Origin of the sequence: Pseudomonas sp. ARP3 (genome assembly GCF_001029595.1) — a bacterium.
Lineage (GTDB): Bacteria > Pseudomonadota > Gammaproteobacteria > Pseudomonadales > Pseudomonadaceae > Aquipseudomonas > Aquipseudomonas rhodesiae.
Window position 1 is genome coordinate 189,141 of sequence record NZ_LEKF01000008.1, and the last position, 16,237, is coordinate 205,377.

The window sequence follows — 16,237 nt, forward strand, 5'->3', positions numbered from 1 at the left end:
TTGGCGCCCACGCAATCAATATTGGCGTTTGAACACATGCTCAATGCAGCGATGCACTATCAGCTCGACTATGCCGATCTCTCTCTGATCCTCGCGCTGGTGCGCGGCGGCAGCCTGGCGCGGGCGGCGGCGCTGCTGCGGGTGGATGTGTCCACGGTATTCCGCGCCGTGCGGCGACTGGAGGCGGCGCTGGGCCAGACGCTGTTTGAAAAGAGCCGCGCCGGCTACCTGCCCACCGGCCTGGCCAGCAACTTGGCGCAACAGGCCGAACGGGCGGAGCAAGCGTTGGAAGCGGCGCGAATCGGCGTGGAGCAGGGCGGTGAAGTGATCAGCGGCACGGTGCGCCTGACGTGCACCGACTCCGTGCTGCAAGGTTTGCTGCTACCGGCGCTGGCGCAGTTCATGCCGGACTACCCGGCGCTGAGCCTGGAACTGACTACCTCCAATGACTTCGCCAACCTCAGCCGCCGCGATGCCGACATTGCCCTGCGCCTGACGCGCACGCCGCCGGAGCATCTTGTCGGCCGTTGTCTGGGGCGTGTGTCCTACCAAGTCTGCGCCAGCACCGACTATGCAGCCCGCCACGCAGGCTGTGAGTTGGCGGAACTGGCCTGGGTCGCACCGGATGATTTTCTGCCCGATCACCCCACCGTCGTCTGGCGCCGCCAGCACTTGCCGGGTGTACGCCCCAGCTATCGTTGCAACAGCATGTTGTCGGTCACCGAACTGGTGCGGGCGGGGCTTGGGGTGGCGGCACTGCCGGACTTTCTGCTGGGTAGCGGCCTGCAAGCGCTTGGCCCGGTGCTGACCGGGCATGACACCGCTCTGTGGCTGCTCACGCGCCCCGATTGCAGGGCCTTGCGCTCAGTGGTGACGCTGTTCGATGAGTTGGGAAAACAGGTGCGCTTGCCGCAAGCCTAAGTCTTGCGCACAAAGTGCTCATGCATTTCGCACGTCAGGCTGTCGATGTGCTCCGAGAGCTGTTTGGTGATTTCCGTCAGCCGGGTGTTCTGCTCCAGCAATTCCAGTAGCTGCTTGGTGATTTGCTCGGCTTGGGCCTGGCGCTCGCTGTTGGCAATGGCCAAGGCTTCGCGGTGTTGGGCGTCGGCATCGGACTGGGCCTTGTCCCGTGCGGCCTGGCGCGTCTGGGCCAGCAGGATCAACGGTGCGGCATAAGCTGACTGCAGGCTGAAAGCCAGGTTGAGCAGGATAAATGGGTAGACGTCGAAGTGGGTGATACCACTTACGTTGAGGGCCACCCACAGGATCACGATCAGGGTTTGTGCACCGAGAAACGCGGGGGTGCCGAAGAACCGCGCAAACGCTTCGGCTTTGAGTGCGAAGGCGTCGTTACCGAACGTCGGCGCCAGGTGGGCGTGGCCTCGGTGGAAACGCAGGTGGTCGACAGGTTTTTTTTGAGGGGCATCTGGGGTCATGGCAGGCTCGGATCATCAACGGTGAGACAGTGGTTCACTATAGCTCTGGCCGACTGTCTACTGCATGAATGATCCGAGCCCCGGCTCAGTGAGCCCCCCGCACGTTGGCAAACGCACTCACTGCCTGCACCGCCTCGCTGGTGCCCTCACGGATCTGCACGATCACCGCGCCGGCGCGGTTGGCCAGGTCTACCCCCAGCGCCGCACGGTCACGGGTGCCGTCCATGCTGGTGATGGCCTGGCGGGTTTCGTTCTGGATCATCGCGATCATGCTGGATATCTCGGATGTCGAGCCACTGGTGCGCGCCGCCAATTGCCGAACTTCATCGGCGACCACAGCGAACCCGCGTCCTTGCTCACCGGCCCGGGCCGCCTCGATGGCGGCATTGAGCGCGAGCAAGTTGGTCTGGTCGGCGATCGCGCGAATGGTGTTGACGATGGCGGTGATCTGTTCGGAGCGCTCGCCCAATTTGGCGATCAAGTGCGAAGAACCGTCGATATCGACGGCAATGTCGCGCATCCCGCTGGCACTTTGCTGAATCACCTCGGCGCCTTTTTCGGCAATGTCCCGTGTGGTCATGGAGATGTGATAGGCCTGGGCCGCGCTGGCGGCATCGGCGGCGTGCTGCTGCACTCTGGCCGTTACGTCCGAGGCGAATTTGACGATTTTGCACAGGCGCCCGCCTGCGTCGTAGACCGGGTTGTAACTGGCTTCGAGCCATACGGTGTTGCCGTGTTTATCCACGCGTTCGAACTGCCCGCTGAACAGTTCGCCCTGGTTCAGGCGCCGCCAGAAATCGCTGTAAGCCTGGGTGCCGGCGGTGTTCGGGGCGCAGAAAATACGGTGATGCTGGCCCTGGATCTGCGCCAGGCTATAACCCATGCGTTGCAGGAAGTTTGTATTGGCTGTGATTACCGTGCCGTCCAGGTTGAACTCGATCACTGCCATGGCCCGACCGATGGCTTCGAGTTTGCCGTTGGATTCGCTTTCGCTTTGCAGGCGCGGGGTGACGTCCATGGCGTACTTGACCACTTTGATCAGGCGGCCGGTGTCATCGCATACTGGGTTGTAGCTGGCCTCCAGCCACACCGACTGGCCGTCGCCAGCCACCCGTTCGAACGTGCCGGACTGGAACTGGCCGCTGCGTAGGTTCGTCCACAACTGGGCGTATTCGGCGCTGCGGGCGAATGCGGTGGTGCAAAACATTCGATGGGGTTGGCCCAGCACTTGGTCGGCTCGGTAGCGCAAGGTTTTGAGAAAGTTGTCGTTGGCCCGCAGCACTTGGCCTTGCGGGTCGAACTCGATCACTGCCATGGAGCGTTCCATGGCGTTCAGCAGGCTGTTCTGTTGATTGAGGGTGTGTTGCAGGGTGTCGATCGTTTTCTTATGAGTGTTGAAAAACATGATGGTGTGCTCGAGCAAGCAAGCGTCTTAGGTTATCCGTGGTTATGCGCCTGCCCCCGTAAGGCATAGGCCCTACGGCTGACGTGCTCATTGCCAGCCTCCGTGTGCTGGCAGTGTGGGTGGAACAACCGGTTCAGAGTGATCAGCCCGATCAGAAGTTCGTTCCAAGGACAGGACCTTTGTTAGGCGGCCGACCAGTAATGGCATTATGGTATCTCTGCGGGAAAGCGCGGATATTTCGGACGAGATGTCATTGCGCCACTATCAGGCCGAGCGCGCTAGCCTGTCGGTGTTGGTGCAGACCCGGTTGCGGCCGGTGTGTTTGGCGGCATACAGGGCACGGTCTGCCGCATTCAGCCAACTGGCTGCATCGTCGTAGACCGGCTGGAAATCCGCCAGGCCGATGCTCAGGCTGACCTTAAGCTCCGGAAGGTGAGGGATGCGATAGTTGCAGAAGGTTTCCCGCAGGCGTTCCATGCGCTGCGCTGCCTTTTCCAGTGACATTTGCGGAAGGATCACACAGAACTCATCGCCTCCATATCGCCCGGCCAGGTCGTTATCCCGCAGGTTGCGCCGTAGCTCCAGGCTCAATTGCCGCAGCACCGTGTCGCCGACGATATGGCCGTGGGTGTCGTTGATTTGCTTGAAGTGATCGATATCGATCAGCGCGATGGTGGCGTGGCTTTTCTGATGCTGGCACTTGTGGAACTTGAGGTTCAGCAAGTCTTTCCAGGAACCGTGATTGAGCAGCTCCGTGAGGCTGTCGATACGGCTCAGGGCGCTGAGCGTGCGTTTGTGGTCCGACAGTTTTATCGCCAACTGATAGCAGACCATGCCGATAGCCATGGGGTAGAGCGTCAGCATCGGCAGGCAGGCATACACCTCTATCAGCCTGACATTGAGGTTCAGTTGCACGCCAAACAACACCCAGGCCAATCCTGCTCCGAACAATTGGGCCAGCAGCCCGCCTAGCAACAAACGCTGGCCGCCGGCGGCCACGTTGTTCATGGCTACCATCGACAGCAGGGTGACGCTGGTCAACGGCGTAAATTGCAGCGTTGCGGTCCAAAACCCGCTGAACAGGGCATCAAACAGCAGGTTGCGCCGTTCAGCGTTGTAGGGAAACTTGGCCCGGATAGCCAGTTGATACGCCACATGAGGCCAGACAAAACCATTGACCAGCAGCACCGCCCAGACCCACGCAGGCATCCCCAGCGGGTAGAGCGCGGCGGTGACGCTGAGGCAGCACATGGCCGCGCCGATGATTCTTGGCTTGTAGATACGCCTGGCAAACGAGATCCCTTTGCCTTGTCGGTTTTCCATAGATACCTGGGTTAGCTGATTTTTTTGTAGATATAAAGGCACGCATTCTGGGGAATTACCGTTGATCGGATAACTCCCGTGAATATTGTCAATTATTCAGGTAGGAATAATCAGTGTCCTTCCAGGCCATTTGCGCAAAAAGGATGGCAGATGCGTCAAAAGCGACCAGGAATGTCGCTGTTGCAACAGTCGTTATGGCTGTGTGCTGGGCTTGATTTCGTAGCCGGCCAGAAACAGGTCGATGGCGGACTCAATCACGCGGGCCTGGGTGGCCGCGTCGAGGGTGGGTTGGCCCAGCGTAATCTGCGGCCAGAATGCAAACGCCTTGAGCAGGCTCTGGATCTGGTGAGCGGCAAAGGCCGGGTCGTTGCCGGATAGCCGCCCGTCTTCTTGAGCCGCGCGGACCCATTGGGTAAAGCCTTCTTCCCGTTGGCTCAAACGCGTGACCATATTCTGCGCGCGTTCTGGCGAATGGATCGTGGCGGCAATGGCAACTCGGGCCAGGTCGAGAAAGTTGTTATCTGACATCATCTTCATCTTCGCCTCCAACAACCCGCGCAACTGTTCGCGCAACGGGCGGTCGCTGCTGTAGCAGACGTCTAACTGCGCGACCGTGCTGGCCCAGAGTTGATGAAGTATCTCGGCGAACAATTCTTCTTTGCTCGGGAAATGGTTGTAGACCGTGCGTTTAGAGACCCCGGCAGTGGCGGCGATCTTGTCCATGCTGGTGACCTCGAAACCGTTTTCGCGAAATTCGCTGATCGCCGCGCTCACGATGGCTTCGCGTTTGCGGTCGGTAAGACGTTGAGGGGCAGTCATGGTTGGCGGTCGGCTCTCAGGAGGGAAATTACACTCGGTAGTTTACTTGCTACGGGTTTTGTTGCAATCTTGAAACTACACTGTGCAGTGTAGTTTATGAGCGGACTGTAGGAGTCACTCTGTCATGGCCATGATTTCATCCCGTGTCGTCCCTTCAGCCAAACCCGCCGAGCAGGGTAAAGGCGCTTTCAGCAACGAAGCCCCCGTGCAGCATGGCGGTTTCGGCAAAACGTTGCGTATTTTCTGGAACATGCTGTTTAACAAACCCCGCACAACGCGGCCGGTAGGGGCTATACCCGTCGAACCGCTGACCCGCGACCAGTTATGGAATGCGCCGGACCACAGTGTGTTTCGCCTGGGACATTCCACCGTGCTGTTGAAAATGCGCGGCAAGTTCTGGGTGACCGACCCGGTCTTCGCCGAACGCGCTTCCCCATTCAGTTGGGCCGGCCCCCAGCGTTTCCACCAACCGCCGATTAGTCTGGATGAACTGCCTGACCTTGAAGCGGTGATTCTTTCCCACAACCACTACGACCATCTGGACCGCAATGCTGTCATCCAACTGGCCGACAAAACCCGGCATTTCCTCGCGCCGCTGGGCGTGGGCGACATCTTGGTCAAGTGGGGGGTAGATGCCAGCAAAGTGCGTCAATTGGACTGGTGGCAGGGCACCGAGGTGGATGGCATTCGTTTTGTCGCCACCCCCGCCCAACATTTTTCCGGGCGCGGCCTGTTCGATGCCAACCACACCCTGTGGTGTTCATGGGTCATGATCGACGGCTCACGGCGAATTTTTTTCAGCGGCGACACAGGCTACTTCGACGGCTTCAAACGTATCGGTGAACACTACGGCCCCTTCGATCTGACACTGATGGAAACCGGTGCGTACAACGTCGACTGGCCCCATGTTCACATGCAGCCCGAGCAAACCCTGCAGGCCCACATCGACCTTAAAGGCCGTTGGCTGCTGCCGATCCACAACGGCACCTTCGATCTGGCGTTCCATGCCTGGCACGAACCCTTTGATCGCATCATGGCATTAGCGTGGGAGCGAAATGTGTCGATTGCAACGCCACCAATGGGACGGGCATTCAGTTTGAATCAGCCAGAGCGTGGGCATGCCTGGTGGCTGGACGTGGAAACCCATGGTGCTCGGGAACATCTGGCGAGCTGACGAAAGCGCCGTCGAAAAAGGAGTTTTCAAGCTGTTTCAAGGCTGCGACAGGTGCCAGTCAAGGGTGCGATCATCCCCCGGAAAATCATCGCAGGGGGCCATCCGATGGAAAAGGATTACAGGAAACCGTGTTCAAAAACAGTCGTTTGCCCAGTGTCGTCACTGGGGCTGGTGCAGGGCGAATCGACAAAACCCGCCTGCGGTCCGCCTCAGGTCTCCACTGACGCTGGAGGCGCAAAAAAGGGTATTGCTTTCGATACAGCCCCCCAAGCTCGTATTCACCTGGAAAGTCATATTCCGATTCCCGGTTTCAGCGCGCCCAGCCTGCCTGCAAAACCCATGCGGGATCCGTCGCTGTCACTCATCGCGTTAAGCGGCGTGGACCCTACCGAGCCGGTGATGGTGGAAGTGCCATTGGTGCAAAACGACACCACCCGCACGGTTACCTCATTTTTGGCTGGCAAGCGTGTAGGGTTTGCCGACCGCTACCAGCAGGGCGATGCCCACGCCTCCATCGAGCACTCCGCATCCTTCATGCGCGCACTGGAGAGGCTGCGCCGGGGAGGGGCGTTGCTGTTTCCAGTGTCTGCGCAGCGGTTGGACGCCAGCCTGCAATTCGACCTGCATACCCGCAATGAAATCGATGATCTGATAAACCAATACCGTCTGGATGCCCTGGTGTCGGACAGCCGCAGCGGGGCATTCCATGCGGCTTGCTGGACTGGCTACCCCAAGGTGGGCGAACCCCTCGAAGATGGCGCCACGTTATGGTTTTACGGCGCGCGATGGTCCAGGGACTCTCTGGCGGCGCTGGCACAGGCCTATCGCAACGCCGCTCGGCTGACATCTTCATAACCGACGTAGGCACGGAATAGGCTGAGTGGCTAAGCTCCATTGGCGTGAGGCGTGGTCGAGTCCATGGCTGCTGCGGTGGTGCCCATCAGCCGTGCAATCATGCTCTGGGGGGCGGGTTCGGTGGGGCTGGCGGCCCACTTGCGAGCGGTCATACCCCATCCCGGTGCGAAGCCCGGGAAGAATACCAACCCTTCAGCCTCCAGCCGAAACGCCAACGCCAGGCGGGTTTCGTCATCGGCCTCGACGTGCTGCTCAAAGCGTTGCACGGCGTCGACCGTCACACCTGCCTGGCGTGCCAGCTCTTCCCGGCTCCAGCCCAACATGGCGCGGGCCTGCACGCAGTGCTTGGCGGTGAATTGGTGCAGCAGGATCTGTTGGTCTACGAAAGAACTGATTGCCAGAGAGGACATGGAATTTCTCCAGGGTTCGACGAGTGAAGGCAAACTATACTGTGTTTTTGTACAGTTGTTTTGACCGCTCATCAACTTGTGCCGTCTCTTGGCGTTGAGCCACCTGCTATTGCACCCCTGGCGCCTCGCGAATGATCAGATGGTCCAGGTTCTCGATATCCGCGCTGAATACCCCGAACGTCTGTTCCGGGTTTTTCTTGCTCGGCACCTGTTTCAACTCCGGGGTCACGCCGTAAAAGAAGCAATATAGCGTGCGTTCACTGTCGACAGCCGCTTTGATCTGCTCCAGGAATGCCTTGCGTTTGCGATAGTTCTCGATGAGTTTTTTGCTCAGATAGACATTCACCGAATAGGGTTTCTTGTCCAGCCATACCTTCTTTTCGAAGTCGATGCGAAAGCTGTTGGTGTAGTCCTTGATCTCTTTGATCTTGCCCCAGTAAATCAGGCCCTTGTTGTCTTGCAGGTATTCGATTTTCTTGAAAAACGTCCAGTAGGTCGCGGTGTGATCGCCGATCTTCAACGGCATGCTTTTCAGCTTGTCCTTGTTGTCGATGTTCGACACATAGCACTCCACCGGATGGGCGAACACGCTGGTTTTGTCCGGTGCGCTTTCGTGGGAGCTGGCGGGGGAGCCTACGCGTGTTGAAGGCGACTTCGTCGGATCTTGTGGGATCTTCTCTTCGTGACCGGGCAGTGCGGGGTTGCGTGGGTAAGTACGTCGCGTCAGTACAAATTCCGATGGGAAATTGTCCTCTCGCTCGTCGTCGCTTTCGCCGGCAGCGCCCTTGTGCGTGCTGGCGTAACGGCAGCCGTCGATATGCTGGGTGGCCGGGGTGTTCTTGAAGTGTGGCGTGCGCAGGTAATTGACGTTTTTCGCGTTGAAGGTGGTCAGCACGTTGCTCGCTTGGAACGCAGCGCGGCACACGTCGTTGGGGCACAGAAAGCTGTCCTTGTCAGAATCGAAGGCGACGGTTTCGTCGAAATTCAGCTCGCGCACATCATAGATCGATAGCTTTTCGTCGAGACTCAGGCAGTAGGCCGTGTCGAATTTCATGGGGCTCGGGTCCGTGAGAAAGTTCGCTATTAATAGCCGGATCCTAGGTAAATATCAGCAAGAACCTGCAACCCGCCGTCCACTCAGAAAACACAAGGTGCCGCCCAGCACGGTCAACGCACCCAGGGCGTAGAACATGCTGGTGGGCGCTGCGTTGATCAACAGATAGCCGCAGATCACCGGGCTCATCGCGCCGCCGAACGCCGCCAGGTTCTGTGCGCCGTAGTAACTGCCACGCAGCGCTTGCGGGGCGATGGTGTCGATAAACAGGAACTCCGATGGGTAGATGATCATCTCGCCCAAGGTGAACACGAACATTGCCACGCACCAGCTCAGCAGACCGTCCGCGAGGCTGAAGCCAACCAACCCGGCGATGAACAGCGTGGTGCCCAGCACGATCCAGTAGCGTAATTGCTCACGCTTGAGGAAGCGGCCGATCTGGTATTGCATGGCGATCACGGTAACGGCATTGCATGCCAGCACCGCTGACAGAATTTTCAGCGCCTGCTCCGGCTTGTAGGCCACCAGCAGAAACTGTGACAGATAAAGCGTATAGCGCCCGTGGACAATGGTGCTGAACAAGCTGCCGCTGGTGAACAGGATCAACGTGCGATCATTGCGCAAGGTACGCAGCGTGCTGAGAAAACTCAGTGGCTTGACGCTTTCGTCGCGTTGAGTGGGCGGGATGCCGATCATCAGGAACACACTGCCCAAGGCAATCGCGCTGGCGATCAAAAACGGCGCCAACGGCATATGCCCGGCGATCACTACGCCCACCATGGGGCCGGTGGCGTAGCCGACGTTGGTCAGGGTGTAACGCAGGGAAAACACCTTGGCCCGTTCCCCCACCGGCAGGTTTTCGCTGATGATTGCCTTGGAGCCGATCAAAAACAGTGCCGAGGCGGCTTCGGTGATCACCAGGGTCAAGGTGGTGAGGTAGAGGTTGCTGGCAAAGGTCAGCAACAGAAAACCGATGGAGCTGGAGAGCATCGCCAGGATCAACAGCTTGCGTTTTTCCAAACGATCGATGATGTAGCCGCCATACAAGCCCAGCAGCGTGGCGATAAACACCGCGACGCCCATCAACAGGCCGATGTCCTGCTGGTTGAGGCCCAGGCGGGTGCTCAATAGCAGCGCCAGCAACGGGCTGGTCATGGCGCGGCTTACCACGATGGTGACCGAGCAGATCATCAAGCGGCGGATTACCAGGGAGTAGGTGGCCACGGTGAAGGCGAGCTTCCTAAAGAGTACTTAACGACAACATAGATCAAAGGTGGGAGGGGGCTTGCCCCCGATAGCGGTGTATCAGACAAGCATCAGTTAACTGAACCACTGCTATCGGGGCAAGCCCCTCGCACATTTTCAGACCGTGTTGTTACTGGCCGGCATTGATGGTGATTTTCTCGACCGCCCCTTGCTCCAGGTCCCACTTCTTCAGAATCTTGCCGTAGGTGCCGTCATCGATCATGGCCTGCAACGTCTCACTGATCGCCGTGACCAGCTCGGTGTTGCTCTTCTCGATGCCCAGCCCGGTGAATTGTTTGGAAATCGCCAAGCCCACCGGCTTGTACTTGCCCTTGTCCAACGACATCAGATACGGAATGGTTTCGCTGCCCTGCATCGCTGCATCCAGGCGGTTCTGCTGCAACTGCGCTCGCGCGTCCGCCGAACCTTCGGTACCGATCACTACGATGCCTGGCTTACCCGCCGCTTCGCAGTGTTCCTTGCTCCATGCGGTAATTTCCGACGGCCAAGTGGTGCGGCGGCTGGTGCCGACTTTTTTACCGCACAAGTCAGTCAATTCCTTGATCTCTTCACGCTTGGCCAGGGTGTACAGCTGTGGGCCGCTGGTGAAGTAGTCGATAAAGGTTACCGATTTCTGCCGTTCGGCGGTGTCGGTCATGCCTGACAGCACGATGTCCACGCGCTTGGTGGTCAGGCCGCTGAGCATCTGCTCGAAGCCGGTTTCCTGCCATTTGATCTTTACACCCAGGCGCTCGGCCAACGCATTGCCCAGGTCAAAGTCAAAACCGGTGAGTTTGTTGGTGGCCGGGTCTTTGAAATCCATCGGCGGGTAGTTCGGCACGATGGCCGCGCTGATTTCGCCTTTGTCCTTGATGGCCGCCGGCAAGGCGAACACAGCAGTGGAGGCCATCAGGCCGGCGAGCAGGGTAGGGATAAACAGGTTTTTCATGGGGACGTTCTCGTTAGTTATTTAGTTAAGTGCGAACGGCAGAAATAAAGCTTTGGGTACGCGGGTTTTGTGGGCTTATTAGAATTTCTTCGGGGCTGCCGGCTTCCACAATCTGGCCGGCGTCCATAAACACCATGCGGTTGGACACTTCACGGGCGAAGCCCAACTCATGGGTGACCACGATCATGGTCATGCCGGTGGTGGCTAAATCGCGCATCACCGACAGCACTTCTCCTACCAGCTCCGGGTCGAGGGCCGACGTGGGTTCGTCAAACAGCATCAACTTGGGACGCATCGCCAGGGCGCGGGCAATCGCCACACGCTGCTGCTGACCGCCGGACAATTCCACCGGATAGGCATTGCGCTTGTCCGCCAGGCCGACGCGGGCCAGCAGCTCCATGGCATCTTCGATGGCCTCTTTGGGCGAGCGTTTGAGCACCTGGCACGGGCCTTCGATGATGTTCTGCAGCACGGTCATATGCGGGAACAAATTGAAGCGCTGGAACACCATGCCAGTGGCCAGGCGCTGGCGGGCGATCTGCACTTCGTTCATCTCGTGCAGCTTGTTGCCGACCACCCGGTAACCCACCAGCTCGCCGTCGACCCATAGGCCGCCCTTGTCGATTTTTTCCAGTTGATTGACGCAGCGCAGCAGGGTGCTTTTACCCGAGCCGGACGGGCCGATGATGCACATCACCTCGCCTTGCTCGACCTCGATATTGATGTCGCGCAGCGCGTGATACTGGTCGTAATACTTGTTCAGGTTGACGGCCTTGACGATGCTTCTCATGGGGCAAATCTCCTCAACCCAGACTTACGAACGCTTGCCGGCGCCGCGGGCAAAGCGACGCTCCAGGCGGCTTTGGCCAAATGAAAGAACGGTCACCACCGCCAGGTACCAGATGCCCGCGACGATCAGCAGCTCCATGACCCGCGCGTTGGCGTAGTAGATGTTTTGAGCGTTGTGCAGCAGCTCCGAGTACTGGATCACACTGGCCAGGCTGGTCATTTTCACCATGCTGATGAACTCGTTGCCTACGGGCGGAATAATCACGCGCATGGCCTGCGGCAGAATGATCCTACGCAGCGCTTGCAGACTCGGCATGCCGATGGATTTGGCCGCTTCGTACTGGCCGGTATCCACCGACAGCAAACCGGCGCGCACCACCTCCGCGGTGTAGGCACCCTGGTTGATGCTCAGGCCGAGCAGGGCGGCCACGAATGGCGTCATCAGGTCGACGGTGTCGATGCTGAACAGGCCGGGAATCGCGATCACCGGGAAGATCAACGCCAGGTTGAACCACAGCAGCAGTTGCAGAATCAGTGGCGTACCACGGAACAGCCAGGTGTAAGTGATGGCCACGTAGCGCAGGATCGGGTTGGCCGACATGCGCATGATCGCGGTGATCACGCCGATCACCACGCCCAGCGCCATGGCCAGAATCGACATGACGATGGTGTTCACCAGGCCCCACAGAATGGCCTCAGACGTGAGGAACTGACCGATGTAGGACCATTCGATCTGGCCATTGGCGAATGCGCGCAACAGCGCGGCCAGGACGATCACAATCAACGTGGCGAAGAACATGCGCCCGTAATAGCGCCGCGGCACATGTTCGTACTGGGTGATATCGAACTGGTTCTCGGACTGCTTGCGCTCGGCTTGCAAGCGCTCGGCAGGGGTTGGGTTCATGGTGATTCTCCAAAAAAGCGATTACCGCTGTACTCGGTGCAACTGTTGAAATGCGGTCAAAATGTGGGAACTGGCTTGGCTGCGAAAGCGTCAATGCAGGCACCACCTATTCCAGTGGCTCAAAGCCGAAACCCCAGGTAACTCTCAGCCCATTTCTGCTGCTCAGCCAACGCCACCTTCAACCGCCCAATCTGCTCGCGCACTCGCTCCGGCGCCGTCCCACCCCAGCCACTGCGCGCAGCAATCGCCGCTTCCAGGGTCAGGCAATCGCGCACTTCAGGGGGGGTCAACCGCGCATCCACCTCGGCCAGCATCGCCAGCGAGGCTTCCCACAATTCGATCTCATGCTTCTCACAGGCCTGCACCAAAGCGCCGGTAATCTCGTGGGCCTCCTTGAACGGCACGCCACGGGTGGCCAACCAATCGGCCACTTCGGTCGCCAAGGTAAAACCCATGGGGGCCTGGCGCCGCAGCTCTTCCACCTGCACCTTCATGGTCGCGACCATCCCGGCCATGGCCGGCAGCACCAGCAGCAGAGTGTCGACGCTGTCCAGCACGCTGTGCTTGTCTTCACTCAAATCGCGGTTGTAGGAGAGTGGCAACGACTTGAGCGTCGACATCAACCCGGTCAGGTTGCCGATCAAGCGCCCGGCCTTGCCCCGTGCCAATTCGGCAATGTCCGGGTTCTTTTTCTGCGGCATGATCGAGCTACCGGTGGCGTAGGCATCGTCCAGCACGACCCAGCGAAATTGGCGCGACGACCACAGGCAAAACTCTTCGGACAGCCGCGAAATATTCACCCCGAGCATGCCCGCCACAAACAAAAATTCCGCTACATGATCGCGGCTGGCCACGGCATCGATGGAGTTTTCGCAGGGTGCGCTGTAGCCCATTTCCTCAGCCGACTGCTGCGGTTGACGCGCAATCGCGGAACCTGCCATCGCCGCCGCGCCCAACGGCGACAATGCCGTGCGCGCATCCCAATCCACCAGGCGCTGTACGTCACGCAACATCGACTGGGCGTGAGCCAGCAAGTGGTGGGCGAACACAATCGGCTGGGCCTGCTGCAAGTGGGTAAAGCCCGGGCAGATACTCTCGATATGCTGTTCGGCTTGGGTCACCAATGCCTGCTGCAACCCCAGCACCTCGGTGGCGATGGTGCGCGCATGGTCCCGTAGGAAAAGGCGTAGATCATTGGCCGTCTGATCGTTGCGCGAACGCCCGGCGCGCAGCTTGCCGCCCAGGGCGCCGAGGCGCTCGGTCAGGACGCGTTCGATAAAGGTGTGGACGTCTTCGTCATCCAGGGTCGGATGCAGGCGGCCGGCGGCGAAGTCCTCGCCGATAGTGTCCAGTGCCTGCAGCGTGCGCTGGGTCTCCGATTCGTCCAGCAGCCCGGCGCGCTGCAACTCACGGGCATGGGCGCGGGAGCCAGCCAGGTCGTAGGGCGTCAGGCGGAAATAACGCTCAGGGCAACGGGACAGCGCCGCCAATGCCGCGGACGGGCCACTCTTGAAACGCGCGCCCCAGAGGCGGTCGGTAGGCTGAGACATAGGTGTTCCTCACGCTTGTTTTTAGAAGAGTCGGAGGCAGTAAAAGTAAGTTTTCAATCGGGTTGAACCGGCGTCTGACGCACCGTATTCAAGGTTGCCAAGGGCGGTTGTTTATGTTCATTATCGCCGCCTGGCTGTATTCAAGGATTGGGTCAAAGCCTGTTTGAATATGGCACTAGAGGTCAACGCGTATTATGGAAACCCCACTTTCCAATTCTGGAAACATAGCGCCGAAACCCGGCACTCGACCGCCTTTGCAACTGAGCGGCCTGGACTTCAAATTGCTCCGGGTATTTATGGCCGTGGTCGAGGCGGGAGGCTTCAGCGCCGCTCAAAACGAGCTGAACGTGGGCCTGGCGGCCATCAGCAAACAGATTTCCGACCTGGAAATCCGCATCGGCATGCGCCTGTGTACGCGGGGCCGCGAAGGCTTCGGGCTGACCGAAGAAGGCAAGTTGGTATATCAGGCCAGCATTGAGTTATTTGCCTCGGTGGACAGTTTCAGAGACAAGCTTAGTTCGGCGCAAAACGAGCTTATTGGTGACCTTAGTGTCGGAGTTATTGATAACACCGTCTCCGATGTTAATTCACCATTGATTAAAGCCCTGGGCGCCTTACATAGCCAGTCGCCAAAAATAAGATTGCGCCTACATGCCTCGCAATTGGATGAGGTTGAGCGCGGCGTAGTGGAAGGGCGTTTGATCGTCGGTATTGTTCCCGTATACCAGCGCCGCGAAGAATTCGACTACTTCCCGCTCTACGAAGAAAGGGCCCACGCCTACTGCGCCGTAGGACATCCGCTGTTCACTGCGAACGACATCACGCCTGAGGTGCTGCGCCAATATGAAGTGGTCAACCATCGGTATGCGATCCATCGCGATAAGAGCCATTTCGTCAACTACGACAGCCAATCGGCCTCAGCCTCCCAGGTCGAAGCCGTCGCCATCCTGATCCTTACCGGCCGCTTTATCGGTTTCCTGCCCGAACACTACGCCACACCGTTGGTAAGGGAAGGGCGCCTGCGCGCACTGTGTCCGGAGCAGGTTCACCTGAGCACGGCGTTTAACCTGATCCTGCGCCACAACGCGCCGAGAAGTCCGCTGGTAAAAGCCTTTGCCACCGCCCTGGGCGTAAATCTCAAAGCCACCCCATAAACCCTTCGCCGAACACAGATCAACGGGCTGAAAAAGGTCAAATGTGGGAGGTGCCGAGGTTTAGCGAGGCTGCGATGGGACCGACTCGGTTTACCTGTCGAACGTCTCCACCCGCATCACCGCTGCAACCGAGCGCGCTTTTTCTTCTTCGCATGAAAATGCCGAAAATGCGCATCCTGCGCCGCCGCCAACAACTCCCGATCCCCACGCGTATCGCCCCAGGCCCGCAGTCGATACTCCCCCAGATCCCCGTACACCGCCTCAAGCCGCAGCACTTTATTCTCACAGCGGCAGTTATTGCCGGTGAGCTTGCCGGTCAACACCCCGTCGACCACCTCCAGCTCCGTGCCGATCAACTTGATCCCAAGCCGATCGGCAAATGGCTGCAGCACCAACGCCGGCGATGCCGAGCACAGCGTCACCTCCGCCCCTGAGCCCAACTCCTGCTCCACCGACAGCACCCCCGCCGGGCGCATCAGCCGCGCCCAATTGCGCTGGCAGTACTCTTCGGCTTTCTGCTGCACCCACGTCTTCTCCACCCCGGTCATAAAGGTGCGGATCAACTGTGCTTTCAACTCATCCCGGCTGATCTGCCGCACCAAAAAGCGCAGCCCCGGCACGGCCAGCTTGACCATCCGGCCATAGAACTCGCCGCTGCCGAAGGCAAACTTGAGGAAGGGCACGAAACTGTCGTGGTGGGTGAGGGTGCCGTCGAAGTCAAAGACGGAGAGTACTTTGGCATCAACGGGACCGGCTTCGAGCATGTCTGGGTTCACGGGTTGGCCTCGGTCCTATTTAGTATTTTTAAGCGTGCATCAGGTGTGACAGCAGGAGTCTACTCCCGTGCCAATCTTCCGACCTTGGTGTAAAGCGTTTCGGTGAAAGCATCCCGGTCGCTTGATCGGTGACAACGCTGATGGCAATTGGGGCACAAGGCTACAGCATTGGTGATGCGATCCGAACCCTTAGCATGCTGTAGGTCCGATCCTGAATTTTTGTCAAAAAAAAGAGCTGCGATTAGCAGCTCTTTTTTTTACTTGTAAATCAATCCCAGCTCAGCGCACCGCCGGTCTGGTACTCGATCACGCGGGTTTCGAAGAAGTTTTTCTCTTTCTTCAAGTCCATGATCTCGCTCATCCATGGGAACGGGTTGGTGGTCCCCGGATACTC

Annotated in this window: 16 protein-coding genes and 3 pseudogenes; 4 read left to right on the forward strand and 15 right to left on the reverse strand. The window is 58.9% G+C overall.

The window, feature by feature from the left end:
* Positions 1–36: 36 nt before the first annotated feature.
* Entirely contained in the window at positions 37–921 is an 885-nt protein-coding gene (locus ABX75_RS12300) for a LysR family transcriptional regulator (protein ID WP_047882004.1), read from the forward strand.
* On the opposite strand, the gene ABX75_RS12305 is transcribed toward ABX75_RS12300, so the two are convergent.
* The 5 genes and pseudogenes from ABX75_RS12305 to ABX75_RS12320 all read right to left on the reverse strand — a co-directional run bounded on the left by ABX75_RS12305 (position 918) and on the right by ABX75_RS12320 (position 4,983).
* Positions 918–1,436: a DUF1003 domain-containing protein gene (locus ABX75_RS12305; RefSeq protein ID WP_047882005.1), complete on the reverse strand. Its 519-nt coding sequence runs from the start codon at positions 1,434–1,436 to the stop codon at positions 918–920. The genes ABX75_RS12300 and ABX75_RS12305 overlap by 4 nt on opposite strands.
* Before the next feature lie 85 nt (positions 1,437–1,521).
* Complete coding sequence (locus tag ABX75_RS29985) at positions 1,522–2,016, reverse strand: methyl-accepting chemotaxis protein (RefSeq protein WP_256593263.1); 495 nt, start codon at positions 2,014–2,016, stop codon at positions 1,522–1,524.
* A gap of 54 nt (positions 2,017–2,070) precedes the next feature.
* Positions 2,071–2,841: pseudogene (locus tag ABX75_RS29990) on the reverse strand (PAS domain-containing protein); the annotation flags it as partial.
* A 264-nt stretch (positions 2,842–3,105) separates the two neighbouring features.
* A complete protein-coding gene (locus ABX75_RS12315) occupies positions 3,106–4,164 on the reverse strand; it encodes a diguanylate cyclase (protein ID WP_034114944.1) in 1,059 nt (352 codons plus the stop codon).
* A 192-nt stretch (positions 4,165–4,356) separates the two neighbouring features.
* Positions 4,357–4,983 (reverse strand): TetR/AcrR family transcriptional regulator, encoded by a 627-nt coding sequence (locus ABX75_RS12320; RefSeq protein WP_034099988.1) that lies wholly within the window; start codon positions 4,981–4,983, stop codon positions 4,357–4,359.
* A 124-nt stretch (positions 4,984–5,107) separates the two neighbouring features.
* Between ABX75_RS12320 and ABX75_RS12325 the strand changes: the two genes are divergently transcribed.
* Together ABX75_RS12325 and ABX75_RS12330 are read left to right on the forward strand one after the other, a co-directional pair.
* Positions 5,108–6,157: an MBL fold metallo-hydrolase gene (locus ABX75_RS12325; RefSeq protein ID WP_034099986.1), complete on the forward strand. Its 1,050-nt coding sequence runs from the start codon at positions 5,108–5,110 to the stop codon at positions 6,155–6,157.
* A gap of 105 nt (positions 6,158–6,262) precedes the next feature.
* A complete protein-coding gene (locus tag ABX75_RS12330) occupies positions 6,263–7,012 on the forward strand; it encodes a hypothetical protein (RefSeq protein ID WP_236238661.1) in 750 nt (249 codons plus the stop codon).
* Positions 7,013–7,041: 29 nt separating this feature from the next.
* On the opposite strand, the gene ABX75_RS12335 is transcribed toward ABX75_RS12330, so the two are convergent.
* The 7 genes from ABX75_RS12335 to argH form a co-directional block, all read right to left on the reverse strand.
* Positions 7,042–7,422 (reverse strand): helix-turn-helix transcriptional regulator, encoded by a 381-nt coding sequence (locus ABX75_RS12335; RefSeq protein ID WP_047882006.1) that lies wholly within the window; start codon positions 7,420–7,422, stop codon positions 7,042–7,044.
* A 106-nt stretch (positions 7,423–7,528) separates the two neighbouring features.
* Positions 7,529–8,476, reverse strand: coding sequence for a hypothetical protein (locus ABX75_RS12340; protein ID WP_034099982.1), 948 nt, complete (start codon positions 8,474–8,476; stop codon positions 7,529–7,531).
* A 54-nt stretch (positions 8,477–8,530) separates the two neighbouring features.
* Positions 8,531–9,700 (reverse strand): MFS transporter, encoded by a 1,170-nt coding sequence (locus ABX75_RS12345; protein WP_047882007.1) that lies wholly within the window; start codon positions 9,698–9,700, stop codon positions 8,531–8,533.
* A 151-nt stretch (positions 9,701–9,851) separates the two neighbouring features.
* Positions 9,852–10,670, reverse strand: a complete 819-nt coding sequence (locus ABX75_RS12350) for an ABC transporter substrate-binding protein (protein ID WP_034099978.1) — start codon at positions 10,668–10,670, stop codon at positions 9,852–9,854.
* A 25-nt stretch (positions 10,671–10,695) separates the two neighbouring features.
* Complete coding sequence (locus ABX75_RS12355) at positions 10,696–11,460, reverse strand: amino acid ABC transporter ATP-binding protein (protein WP_034099976.1); 765 nt, start codon at positions 11,458–11,460, stop codon at positions 10,696–10,698.
* A 24-nt stretch (positions 11,461–11,484) separates the two neighbouring features.
* The gene (locus tag ABX75_RS12360) at positions 11,485–12,363 is read right to left on the reverse strand and encodes an amino acid ABC transporter permease (protein ID WP_034114941.1); all 879 of its coding nucleotides are present in this window, start codon (positions 12,361–12,363) and stop codon (positions 11,485–11,487) included.
* A 119-nt stretch (positions 12,364–12,482) separates the two neighbouring features.
* Positions 12,483–13,913, reverse strand: a complete 1,431-nt coding sequence (gene argH / locus ABX75_RS12365) for an argininosuccinate lyase (protein ID WP_047882008.1) — start codon at positions 13,911–13,913, stop codon at positions 12,483–12,485.
* Between the two features lie 194 nt (positions 13,914–14,107).
* Here argH and ABX75_RS12370 point away from each other — a divergent pair, with 194 nt between their 5' ends.
* A complete protein-coding gene (locus ABX75_RS12370; RefSeq protein ID WP_034139060.1) occupies positions 14,108–15,067 on the forward strand; it encodes a LysR family transcriptional regulator in 960 nt (319 codons plus the stop codon).
* 116 nt (positions 15,068–15,183) lie between these two features.
* Here ABX75_RS12370 and ABX75_RS12375 read toward each other — a convergent pair whose 3' ends face one another.
* The 3 genes and pseudogenes from ABX75_RS12375 to ABX75_RS29395 all read right to left on the reverse strand — a co-directional run.
* Positions 15,184–15,831, reverse strand: coding sequence for an HAD-IB family hydrolase (locus tag ABX75_RS12375; RefSeq protein ID WP_034099970.1), 648 nt, complete (start codon positions 15,829–15,831; stop codon positions 15,184–15,186).
* Positions 15,832–15,902: 71 nt separating this feature from the next.
* Positions 15,903–16,034: pseudogene (locus ABX75_RS28385) on the reverse strand (HNH endonuclease); the annotation flags it as partial.
* Positions 16,035–16,111: 77 nt separating this feature from the next.
* Positions 16,112–16,237 (reverse strand): annotated as a pseudogene (locus ABX75_RS29395) (ribonucleotide-diphosphate reductase subunit beta); the annotation flags it as partial.

What these genes read in the sequence shown, in the direction of transcription:
- ABX75_RS12330 (WP_236238661.1), top strand. Translation starts at nt 6,263, where the DNA reads ATGGAAAAGGATTACAGGAAACCGTGTTCAAAAACAGTCGTTTGCCCA.
- ABX75_RS29985 (WP_256593263.1), bottom strand. Translation starts at nt 2,016, where the DNA reads ATGACCACACGGGACATTGCCGAAAAAGGCGCCGAGGTGATTCAGCAA.
- ABX75_RS12325 (WP_034099986.1), top strand. Translation starts at nt 5,108, where the DNA reads ATGGCCATGATTTCATCCCGTGTCGTCCCTTCAGCCAAACCCGCCGAG.
- ABX75_RS12355 (WP_034099976.1), bottom strand. Translation starts at nt 11,460, where the DNA reads ATGAGAAGCATCGTCAAGGCCGTCAACCTGAACAAGTATTACGACCAG.
- argH (WP_047882008.1), bottom strand. Translation starts at nt 13,913, where the DNA reads ATGTCTCAGCCTACCGACCGCCTCTGGGGCGCGCGTTTCAAGAGTGGC.
- ABX75_RS12340 (WP_034099982.1), bottom strand. Translation starts at nt 8,476, where the DNA reads ATGAAATTCGACACGGCCTACTGCCTGAGTCTCGACGAAAAGCTATCG.
- ABX75_RS12360 (WP_034114941.1), bottom strand. Translation starts at nt 12,363, where the DNA reads ATGAACCCAACCCCTGCCGAGCGCTTGCAAGCCGAGCGCAAGCAGTCC.
- ABX75_RS12300 (WP_047882004.1), top strand. Translation starts at nt 37, where the DNA reads ATGCTCAATGCAGCGATGCACTATCAGCTCGACTATGCCGATCTCTCT.
- ABX75_RS12315 (WP_034114944.1), bottom strand. Translation starts at nt 4,164, where the DNA reads ATGGAAAACCGACAAGGCAAAGGGATCTCGTTTGCCAGGCGTATCTAC.
- ABX75_RS12305 (WP_047882005.1), bottom strand. Translation starts at nt 1,436, where the DNA reads ATGACCCCAGATGCCCCTCAAAAAAAACCTGTCGACCACCTGCGTTTC.
- ABX75_RS12320 (WP_034099988.1), bottom strand. Translation starts at nt 4,983, where the DNA reads ATGACTGCCCCTCAACGTCTTACCGACCGCAAACGCGAAGCCATCGTG.
- ABX75_RS12370 (WP_034139060.1), top strand. Translation starts at nt 14,108, where the DNA reads ATGGAAACCCCACTTTCCAATTCTGGAAACATAGCGCCGAAACCCGGC.
- ABX75_RS12375 (WP_034099970.1), bottom strand. Translation starts at nt 15,831, where the DNA reads ATGCTCGAAGCCGGTCCCGTTGATGCCAAAGTACTCTCCGTCTTTGAC.
- ABX75_RS12335 (WP_047882006.1), bottom strand. Translation starts at nt 7,422, where the DNA reads ATGTCCTCTCTGGCAATCAGTTCTTTCGTAGACCAACAGATCCTGCTG.
- ABX75_RS12350 (WP_034099978.1), bottom strand. Translation starts at nt 10,670, where the DNA reads ATGAAAAACCTGTTTATCCCTACCCTGCTCGCCGGCCTGATGGCCTCC.